This is a genomic window from Pontibacter rugosus (genome assembly GCF_042678745.1).
Taxonomy (GTDB): Bacteria; Bacteroidota; Bacteroidia; order Cytophagales; family Hymenobacteraceae; genus Pontibacter; species Pontibacter rugosus.
This window is the reverse complement of the sequence record NZ_JBHTLD010000350.1, coordinates 1-2,953: the sequence shown is the minus strand read 5'-3', so window position 1 is coordinate 2,953 and position 2,953 is coordinate 1. Positions and strand designations below refer to the sequence as shown.

The 2,953-nt window shown below is 47.6% G+C and carries 2 protein-coding genes; one reads left to right on the top strand and one right to left on the bottom strand.

Annotated features, from left to right (window positions below; genetic code table 11):
• Positions 1-54 precede the first annotated feature (54 nt).
• A complete protein-coding gene (locus tag ACFQ2O_RS20980) occupies positions 55-2,451 on the top strand; it encodes an endonuclease MutS2 (protein WP_377532730.1) in 2,397 nt (798 codons plus the stop codon).
• A 76-nt stretch (positions 2,452-2,527) separates the two neighbouring features.
• Here the strand turns inward: ACFQ2O_RS20980 and ACFQ2O_RS20975 are convergent.
• The coding region (locus ACFQ2O_RS20975) for a lipocalin-like domain-containing protein (RefSeq protein WP_377532728.1) at positions 2,528-2,953 on the bottom strand (426 nt) is incomplete at its 5' end.

Here is a 2,953-nt window from a genome sequence, read left to right as displayed (position 1 = left end):
CCTCTATACTTGTTATAGATATTGCTAATTTTGCAGTAAATTAAGAGATAACCATTGATCTATCCAGAAAACTTTGAAATAAAAATTGGGTTTGCACAGGTGCGCGAGATGCTATCAGAGCTTTGCCTGAGTCCACTTGGCCGCCAATATGTAACCCGCATGACTTTCCTGAACCGCCAAGACCTGGTGGAGAGACTGCTGCAACAAACATACGAATTTAAACAACTGCTGGAAGCGGACGCTGAGATTCCGTTGCAGCACTATTATGATGCCTCTGCCTACCTCGACAGAGCTGCCATAGAAGGTACATACCTGGATGTGCATGCTTTCTTCGAGATAAAGATGTCTTTGCGTACTATCCGCGATTCGCTGCGCTTTATTTCCGGGGCAGAGGAGGGGCAGTACGAGGCGCTGAAAGCTTTGGGAGCCAACGTGAACGTAGAACGCTCTCTGATAGCCGCGCTTGATAAAGTAGTGGATGATGCTGGTGCCGTGCGCGACGATGCCACGCCAGAGTTGCAGCGCCTGAAGCGTGATTTGATTTCGCAGCAGGGCGCGCTTCGCAAAACTATTTCATCTATCATCAGGCATGCTAAAAATGAAGGTTGGACACCTTCCGACGCTGAGCCTACTATACGTGGGGGCCGCCTGGTGATCCCGGTGATTGCTGAGTATAAGCGCAAAGTTAAAGGCTTGATCCACGACGAGTCGCATACAGGGCAGACGGTTTATATTGAGCCGGAGTCTATCTTTGGCCTCAACAACGACATCAAGGATCTGGAAAATGCTTACCACCGTGAGCTGATCCGGATCCTGATAAGCCTGACCAATACACTGCGCCATCATGTGCCGGAGCTACGCAAAGCATACCAGTACCTGGGCTTGCTGGACTTTATTCGTGCGAAAGCTGTTTTTGCGCGGAGGGTTGAGGCTACTAAACCAAAATTACACAACTACCCGCTCATTAACTGGCAGCGGGCGTTTCATCCGCTCTTATACTTGGCGCATAGGCAGTTGGGTAAATCAATAGTGCCAATGGATCTGGAGCTGAACCGGGAACAGCGTATCCTGCTCATTTCCGGGCCTAACGCCGGTGGTAAATCTGTCAGTTTAAAAACAGTAGGCCTGGTGCAGTACATGCTGCAGTGTGGCTTACTTATTACAGTGGCAGATGGGTCCGAGGCAGGTATTTTTCATGATATCTTCATTGATATCGGGGATGAGCAGTCTATAGAAAACGACCTGAGTACCTACAGCTCGCACCTGACCAACATGCGCAAGTTTGTTACCGTGGCTGATAAAAAGAGCCTGGTGCTGATAGATGAGTTTGGTACAGGTACAGAGCCTGTGTTGGGTGGCGCAATTGCCGAAGCAGTATTACATACTCTAAATGACAGCAAAGTATACGGTGTTATCACGACACATTATACTAACCTGAAGAACTACGCTGAGCGCACACTGGGCATTGTGAATGGTGCCATGCGTTACGACCACAAAAACCTGCAACCGCTCTATCAACTGGAGATTGGTAAGCCTGGCTCTTCGTTCGCCATCGAGATTGCGCGTAAAATAGGTTTGCCTAAGCACATTGTGGACAAGGCAAGTAACCTGGTGGGTAAAGATAAAATTCGTTACGACCGCTTGCTGGAGGAACTAGAGACCGAGAAACAGGAGCTGGAGCAGAAAGTGCGTGAGGCCACGAAACTAGAGCAAAAGCTGGCGAAGTCGGTGAAAGAGTACAACGAGCTGCGCAACTTCTTAGAAGAGAGCAAGCAGGATGTGATGCGCGAAGCCAAAGGCAAAGCCAAGTTGCTGCTAAAGGATGCTAACCAGAAAATTGAAGCTACCATTCAGCAGATAAAACAGAGCCAGGCAGAGAAAGAGCAAACTAAAGCTGCGCGTCGCGATTTGGAGGAGTTTACCAAAGAGGTGCGAAAAGAGGAGCCGCGCCCGGCACACAAGCGTATTGCCAACGGCACCATTAAACCGGGCGACAATGTCTCGCTGATCGGGCAGGACTCTTATGGGCAGGTGGTTAACATAAAAGGCAAAACCGCTGAGGTCTTGTTTGGAGGTCTTAAAACCATTGTGAAGGTAGATAACCTGGAGCGGGTAGAGGGACAGATTCCACAGAAGCCAAAGAAATCCAAAATGGAGGTCTCAGGTAGCTTTAGCAGAGGTATGAACATGACGCAGCGCATGGCCGATTTCACCAGTACATTAGATATTCGAGGTGAGTATGCTGAAAATGCATTGAACAAAGTAATGAACTTCACTGACGAAGCGCTGATGTTGGGTGTGCCAGAGATCAAGATCATACATGGCCGTGGCAACGGGGTACTGCGCCAGGTGGTGCGCGATTATCTGTATTCGGTACGCGAAGTAGCCAGTGTGGGTAACGAGGTAGAGGAGCGTGGTGGCGACGGGGCTACGTTGGCTGTATTGAAATAAGTATAACGTATAGCAAGTATAAAAACAGAAAGGCCTCTCCAACTGGAGAGGCCTTTCTGTTTTTATACTTTAGCGCTTATCGACGTTTCGTAAAACGTAGTTCTACAGGTGGGCCAAACCAGGAAACATCTAAATGTAGCCTTGAGGAAGACAATTCGTTTATAAAAACACGATCTTCATAGGCTTCACCGCTATCCAAGATAACTATTTCCTGTTCATTTCCTTCAAATTCCCAGGTGCCAAGTACAGTTCGGCCATACGTCTGGCGGTATTCGCCATTGTCGTCAAATCTTAGGCGAATTTCACTTACATCAAACTCTATTGTATCTCGAAAGAACCTTGTTTCATTATTTCCATTGTAGTATACTGCCGTACCTTGCCACTCCCCATCTGTAAGTAAAGCCTGCTGCGAAGGTTCTGAATCTTCATCTTTATCGCAGCTACTAAATGTAATCACACAGAATAAGCCTATAAGAAAATGGAGAAGTCTAAATTTATTCAT